Source organism: Campylobacter sp. CNRCH_2014_2452, assembly GCF_025772865.1.
GTDB lineage: Bacteria > Campylobacterota > Campylobacteria > Campylobacterales > Campylobacteraceae > Campylobacter_D > Campylobacter_D lari_D.
The window spans coordinates 1-573 of record NZ_JAKMSX010000034.1 but is presented as its reverse complement, the minus strand read 5'-3'; the positions used below and the strand labels follow the sequence as shown (position 1 = coordinate 573).

Here is a 573-nt window from a genome sequence, read left to right as displayed (position 1 = left end):
CTACTTCAACCTCACATTCATAATCATATTAGATAAAAAGATACTATCTTTATTAAAGCTTTTTAAGTTATATTCTAGTTTTAAATATCTTTTTTGTATATCTTGCATTAAAGTTGAAAGATTGTATAAACTTAAACTTTCTAATATATTTATAAGTTCTATCTTGCTTAAAGTATTAAAATCATTTAACAAGCTAAGATAATTACTTATAATAGAAGAAGAATTGATATTGTGAAATACAATTTTATTTTTTATATCTTCTTTAATAAAAAATTGATTATTTTTTATATAAAAATAATCCTTAAGATGATGATTACTTAATATTTGATTGTAAAAACTTAAAAGGCTTTCTTTACTATTTAAGTCTATAAAATTTAAAAATATATTTTCTTTTAATAATACTTCTTGTAATTGTTTTAAGTTTTTAAAAGCTTGATTTATACTAGAAGTATTTTTTAAAGCATAAATGATATTATCATCTTTAGAAATTTTTCTATTTATATTATATTGCAATAAAGGATTTTTATAAAGTGTATCACTATTGATTAAGATATTGATATGAAAAGATTCTTT

General features: G+C 17.6%; 1 protein-coding gene. It reads right to left on the bottom strand.

Features of this window, described 5'->3' with window-relative positions:
- Window positions 1–573 (bottom strand): hypothetical protein (locus L8X38_RS08400; RefSeq protein ID WP_263661772.1); only part of this gene is annotated, 573 nt, incomplete at its 5' end.